The organism is Bacteroidota bacterium, assembly GCA_018831055.1.
Classification (GTDB): Bacteria; Bacteroidota; Bacteroidia; order Bacteroidales; family B18-G4; genus M55B132.
The window spans coordinates 1-6,647 of the sequence record JAHJRE010000080.1; the positions used below are offsets into that span (position 1 = coordinate 1).

Sequence of the window (6,647 nt, forward strand, 5' to 3'; positions counted from 1 at the left end):
AAATTTCAAGTTTCTTTCCAAAGATGTTGATGAGCGCCGGATACAGATAATCCATGTTGTGTTCTACTCCGTAAGAAGTCAGATAACGCTCTGTGCTTCCCGGATAACCCCAAATCATGGCAAAATCGCCTTTGTCATACCCTGCGATGGAAACCGGAAGATGATGCTTGGGTTTCATCGGGACGTTTTTTTCTTTATTATACGCTGCAGGGGATCCGTCAGGAGCTGTATATACCCTGAAAATGCAAAAGTCACCCGTATGTCTCGGCCACATCCAGTTATCAGTGTCCCCGCCAAATTTACCTACAGAAGATGGAGGGCATCCTACCAGCCTTACATCTGTGTATACTTCGTATACGAACAGGTAATACTCGTTGCCACCGAAAAATCCTTTGGTGACAACATGATATTTACCGTCTTCGCTTGCTCTTGTCTTCAACTTACTCGTTATTTCAGATACTTTTTTCGAACGCTGCCCTTCCGTCATGGTATCGCTGAGAAATGGAATTATGCTGTCAGTGATATCAGCCATGCTACGGAAAAATGTGGCAGACAGTCCCGGATTTTCCAGCTCTTCTTCCTGGCTCATTGCCCAGAATCCATCAGTGAGATAATCATTCTCAATGGTGCTGTGCTCCTGGATATAGCTATAACCGCAATGATGGTTGGTGAAAAGCAATCCCTGATCAGAAACAACCTCAGCAGTACAGAAAAATCCTGAAGGAGTGTTTCCCCTCGATAAACCAACGATGGCATCTTTGATACTGGAATTGTTGATGCTATATATTTCCTCTGCAGTGAGTTGTAAACCCATCTCCTGCATGTCAACATAATTTAGCCTTTCAACAAAGATCGGCAACCACATCCCTTCATCCGGTGGTGTAACAGCAAGGACTCCCGTCCATATAGTGAAAACCGCAATAAAAACTAAGAATAACTTTTTCATCTTCGTATAATTGATTTTAAGTTTATAATCCGGCAACTTCAACTCCCTGTTCGAAAACGATATCCACAGGGATATCCGAGGCGTTCAGGCGGTCAAGGTCTTCCTGAAGCTGTGGTGATACGATGGCACTTTTTTCCACCCAGGCCTTTGCTGTTTCATAATCACCATCTCCCTGAATGTATAATATTTTCTGCATCAGGTTGACCATTGCTTCCTGCATCTTTTCAAAATTAACTGTATAAGTTCCGTCATCGTTTCGTGTGAATGCTCCCATTTCCTGGAAATAATTAAACCTCATCATATTGGCTTTTCCATGCGCACTGGCGGCACCGAATCGGCTCGAACGGAAGATACCTGCAAAGAAGGTTACATAATTGTCCATTACCTGTCCTTCAGTTAATTCACCCATCTCATAAAGTTTGGTTACCAGGTAAAGTCCCATGATATCTGCTTTACCCTCTTCAATAGCTGAATATTGCTCCTTAAGCGACTCCCTTGCCGTTCCTTTGCCACTGATGGTATTTTTTATTCCCATGGCATGACCTACTTCATGAAACATCGTGTTCTCAAAGAATGCGTTAAACTTAACATACTGACGTTGTGCCGGATCTATCAATACATCCGAAATAGGAAGCAGGATTTTGTCGAATTTGGCCTGCATGGCATTTTTTAACTGCAATTTACGGGATCCGACTTTAACATGCACTTCTTCATCGTTGGGAAGGTTGATGGCAATGGTCTTGCTTCCTGCATTGCAATCACCGGCATAATAGATAACATCATATACGTTCATATCTGCATCGGAACCCGGAACATCCTTTTTGTATTCATCTTTTACAGGAAGGCCGGCCTGCAATGCAGGTAACATGGCGCTGAATTTCTCCAGCTTCTTGCTCCAGGCTATGTCCTTAAGCAGGATGAAGGATTCATAAGCTGTTTTATAACCAAAAAGCTGATCTTCGTAGTTTTCGATGGGGCCGACAACAAAATCGATATCTGAGGTCTTCATCTCCATCCAGGCAAAATCACTGGCCTGGAATTCATCCGTGGTAAGGGCATCGGCACGCATTTCCAGGTATTTTTTCAGGAAAGGATCGTCTGCAAGCTGGGCAGCTTCTTTCATGAGCCTGGATGCTTCCTGCAACTGAGAGGCATAAGCTTCATGATACCATACCGTCTGCAATGAACCGTTTTCATCACGACGGATCAGGGTATATAAACTTGCTTTGTTTGGATCTCCATAAGCCTCAAACTCTTCCCTGGTCATATCAACCGGATAGAAATTTGCACCCTCTGGTTTTTCTCCAATTCCGCTGATAAATGGCTGGTTGTTGTTCAGCCTGTCCCAGGGACCATAGTTTATCATTGCAAAACGTTTTACGTTCTCATCACCGATCCTTTCCAGGAAACTATTTTTACAACCTATTGCCTGTCTCCAGAAAAGATCATCCATGATCTTAGCCACATCAAAAAGCTTCACTAGCAATTGCTTCTGGTTGTCACTAAGATGGCTCACATCGGCTGATAGCTGGAAAGGTGCATAGATCGCCAGTCTGCTGTCAACCTCCTCCTGTGAAATGGGATTTAAGGGTATATCTGCGGGTATTATGCCCTGATAAGCTTTTTCAGCTTCTTCCGGGGTTTTTGTCTGCGGTCCGCATCCGCTAATGATCAATAATCCTGATACCATCAGGAAAAAAATATTGCTTTTCCTTGCCATTGCATTGAATTTAAAGATTCTTGATGCGAAAATAAGAATATTATTTAAAAATCACGGAAAATGAAGTTTTTCCGTGGGAAGGGAATACTATAAAGAATATCATTTTGAATGGCTACAAGGCCCTTTGATGCATCTTGATGCGATCCTCTTTATTGATACCATTTTTGATTTCAACAAATATTCCGTCGGAAAGGCCAAGTTCAACAGTTTTCTTCTCAAATACCTGCGGCTGTGTTTCTATCTCTACAAAGGCCGTATCTTTTTCAAACTGGAGAAGGCTTTCTGGAATGGATAGAACGCTGTCAGCACGATCAAGCACTATATCCGCATTAGCGCTGTAACCTGCGCGGATGAAATAATCTTCCCTTAACTTAACATCAGCTTTGATCTCAAACTGTATAGCTCCGTTTTCCTCAACACCCTTAGGTGAGATATGCTCAAGTATGGCATCAAATGTAACATCTTCAAGAGCTCCTATGGATAAAATCAATGGCATGCCTTCGCGGATCTTACCTACCTCAGTTTCATCAATCTTGCCTTCAAATATCATTTCTCCCATATCTGCTACCGTTGCAATAGTGGTTCCATCATTAAAAGTGTTGCTTTCAATTACCGAATTGCCTTCTTCTACCGGAACGTCCAGTATCATACCATCAATAGTTGATCTCACTAATGTGTTTGTTGTATTGCCGGAATCCTTGGTTTGTCCTTCCTCAATAAGTTGCAGGTTATTCTCTGCGGCTTTGAGTTCTTCCCTGGCACTGTTGTATAAAACCTCCACTGCCTCATAATCTGCTTTGGGTACTACGCCCTGTTCAAAAAGTTCCTTCTGACGCTTATAATTTCTTTCAGCATCATTGACATTAATTTTGGCTTGATTTACACGGCTTTGGGCATTGTTGAGGTTTACCATGTTGGGAATTATGGTGATCCTTGCAATAATGTCTCCTTTGTGAATCTGCTTACCCGGCTCAATGAAGATTTCATCGATAATACCCGAAACCTTGGGCTTGATCTCAATCTCTTTTCTTGGTACCACCGATCCAGTTGCTACTGTCTTTTTTATGATATTGCGCACTTCCGCCTGGGATGTCTCGTATATGACTGGTTTATCCTTCGACTTTCCATAAAGATAGAATATCGTATAACCAAAGATCCCAAGGATCACAACCAAAGCAAAAATTTTCAAAAAGGTTTTCATCCGTATAAAATTTTATTGTTTTTCTTTATTCATCTCTTAATGCGTCTATCGGTTTAATGCTCACCGCACGCCGGGCCGGGACCAATCCTGCGAAAATCCCGGAAATGATCAGGATGATCAGGGCACGCATTGCCATATTAAAATCTACCTCGGGATTAACAAACATAGCTCCTCCACCATCACCCGATTGTTGCAGGATGACATTAACCAACTCGACAAGCCCTACCCCCAGCACCAATCCCGTATATCCTGCAATGGCAGTGAGAATTACGGATTCAATAATGACCTGCGAAATGATACTGGCCGGTGTTGCTCCAATAGCCCGCTGTATGCCAATTTCTTTTGTACGTTCCTTTACAATTATCAACATAATATTGCTTACTCCGATAACTCCGGCGAGTAAGGTACCGATACCCACTATCCATATCAAACCATTAATACCGCGAAACAAACGTTTCATTTTCAGGAATTCCTCCTCCACATTAAATGACCCGATTGCCCTGTCATCCTCAGGAGCAATGTTATGCCTTGATTTAAGCAAATCTTTAGCTTTAACTTCTAAAAGGGAAATCGGAGCATTATCTTCCGAAGTAATAGAATACCATCCTACGATGTCGCCGTAATTGTATGTCTTTTGTAAGGTTGTGAAAGGCAGATGAATGATCTGGTTATCCCATTCGGCTCTCTGATCGGATTTTTTGCTTTTGAATACGCCAACCACCTGAAAATACACACCCTGAATACGCAGATATTCACCAATAGGATCTTCTTCCTGTGTGAACATTTCATCCCTTACCCTGGACCCTATCACCGCAACTTTTCTCAATTCCTGGATATCAACATCGTTAATAAACCGACCGGATATTATATCAACCGGATCAATTAAATTGAAATCCGGGTAATCGCCCTCTATCGTGAAAGCGCCCGTTCTTTCGCCGCGAACAACGTTATTATTGCCTTCTCTGCTCCATCCACGGATCTTGGGAGCTATATACTGTATCTCCGGAATATTATCACGTAAAGCCTGTGTATCGCTGTTCTTGAAATTGAAAAAGCGGCCCCTGGGAAAACCCTTGTATGGAACAGTAGTCTGTTGTGTCCACATGAACATACTGTTGGTAGCCATATCCCCCCATCCCTGGTTTACACCGTTTTGCAAGCCGTTTCCCGAGCCCAGCATGATCACCAGCATGAAAATACCCCAGAATACCCCAAACGCCGTGAAAAAAGTCCTGAGCTTATTCTTTTTTAAAGCACTGAATATCTCGTGCCATTTGTCGGAATCAAATATTCTGATCATGGTTGTGAAAGTATTTTACTCATCTCTCAATGCTTCTATAGGTTTAATGCTGGCTGCTTTACGTGCCGGAACAAAACCGGCCAGGGCTCCTGCAAGGATCAGAATTAATGTGGCTATAAGAGCTACTTTAAGGTTAACTTCAGGATTGGCAAAATAATCAGCAGGAGGGAGCATGCCCGACACAGCTTCAAGAACAGCAACTCCCAAAACCAGTCCGGTATAACCCGCAAAAGCTGTTATGAGAACCGATTCCTGAAGTATCAGACTGATGATCGACCATGGAGTTGCTCCCATCGACTTACGTATACCAATCTCTTTTGTTCGTTCTTTAACCACAATCATCATAATATTACTAACTCCCACTATGCCTGCAATGATTGTCCCTGCCCCGATAATCCATATAAATAGTCGTATTCCTGCAAAAAGATTCATGAATTGCTGGTAGTTCTCAATCGTGTTCCATATATTCATGGCACGGACATCCTCTGGATCAAACCTGTATTTGCTTGCCAGCGATTGTCTAACAAACTGCTCCATTTGCTTGCTTTCTTCAACCGTGGCATCTTCCATGATCAACGTGAAGTTTTGAATGCGGTTGCCCATATTGAACAGACGCTGAGCTGTTGTTACCGGTATATAAACCCTTCGCATGTCCCTCTCCCCTCCTGGATCGTCAAATGTTCCGACTACCTTGAACGGAACACCTCCAACATTTACATACTTTCCAAGCGGGTCCTCACCCTTGAAAAGGGCATCGTTTACGATTTGACCGATTACAGCATTTTTACTGTATCCCTGGATATCCAGCGGATTAATAAACCTTCCGGAAATAAGTTTAAGCTTTTCCAGATCTCCATAAGCTGGATGAATCCCAACAATATCATAATTGCCGTATTCCGATTTGTACTGAACCAGATTATTATGCCTGACGGAAATACGGGCTGAACTCTTGTCTATGCCATCTACATTCGAAAAAGATTCATGATCTTCATTTGTAAATGAAATAAACCTGCCGGGCTTCATTCCTTTATAAGGAACACTTGTAATTCCCGGATTGACCCATAAATAATTGACCGCGTCACCCTCAAATTCTTTCCTTACACCGTTTTCCAGTCCATAACCAGATCCAAGCAGGATGATGAGCATAAATATCCCCCAGGCAACCGAGAACCCGGTTAAAAATGTCCTCAGCTTATTTTTATTAATTGTACTGAGAATTTCCTGCCATTTGTCAGTGTCGAACATGTTGCTTATTTTACGCTCTTACCAGATCTTCATATACTTTATGCGCGTGGCCGTTTTTAATATTCGTATCTATTAAACCGTCCTTTAGCCGGATGATACGGTCAGTCATCCGGGAGATATCCTGTTCGTGGGTTACAATTATTACCGTGATACCGGATTGATTGATTTCCTGGAATAATCCCATCATTTCCAAAGAAGTTGCTGAATCGAGTGCCCCGGTTGGCTCGTCGGCCAG

At 42.6% G+C, this 6,647-nt stretch carries 6 protein-coding genes; all 6 read right to left on the reverse strand.

The genetic code is table 11. The features are described 5' to 3' along the window. A partial coding sequence (locus tag KKA81_04795) for a S46 family peptidase (GenBank protein MBU2650232.1) occupies positions 1-946 on the reverse strand: 946 nt, incomplete at its 3' end. Between the two features lie 22 nt (positions 947-968). Continuing rightward, positions 969-2,636, reverse strand: a complete 1,668-nt coding sequence (locus KKA81_04800; protein ID MBU2650233.1) for a Zn-dependent hydrolase — start codon at positions 2,634-2,636, stop codon at positions 969-971. Between the two features lie 142 nt (positions 2,637-2,778). After that, positions 2,779-3,867 carry an efflux RND transporter periplasmic adaptor subunit gene (locus KKA81_04805; GenBank protein ID MBU2650234.1) on the reverse strand — a complete coding sequence of 363 codons (1,089 nt, stop codon included), beginning with the start codon at positions 3,865-3,867 and terminating at the stop codon, positions 2,779-2,781. A gap of 25 nt (positions 3,868-3,892) precedes the next feature. After that, on the reverse strand, positions 3,893-5,158 hold the full coding sequence (locus KKA81_04810) for an ABC transporter permease (GenBank protein MBU2650235.1): 1,266 nt from the start codon (positions 5,156-5,158) through the stop codon (positions 3,893-3,895). Positions 5,159-5,182: 24 nt separating this feature from the next. Further along, positions 5,183-6,412 (reverse strand): ABC transporter permease, encoded by a 1,230-nt coding sequence (locus tag KKA81_04815; protein ID MBU2650236.1) that lies wholly within the window; start codon positions 6,410-6,412, stop codon positions 5,183-5,185. Between the two features lie 10 nt (positions 6,413-6,422). Further along, on the reverse strand, positions 6,423-6,647 hold a 225-nt coding region (locus KKA81_04820; GenBank protein MBU2650237.1), incomplete at its 5' end, for a macrolide ABC transporter ATP-binding protein.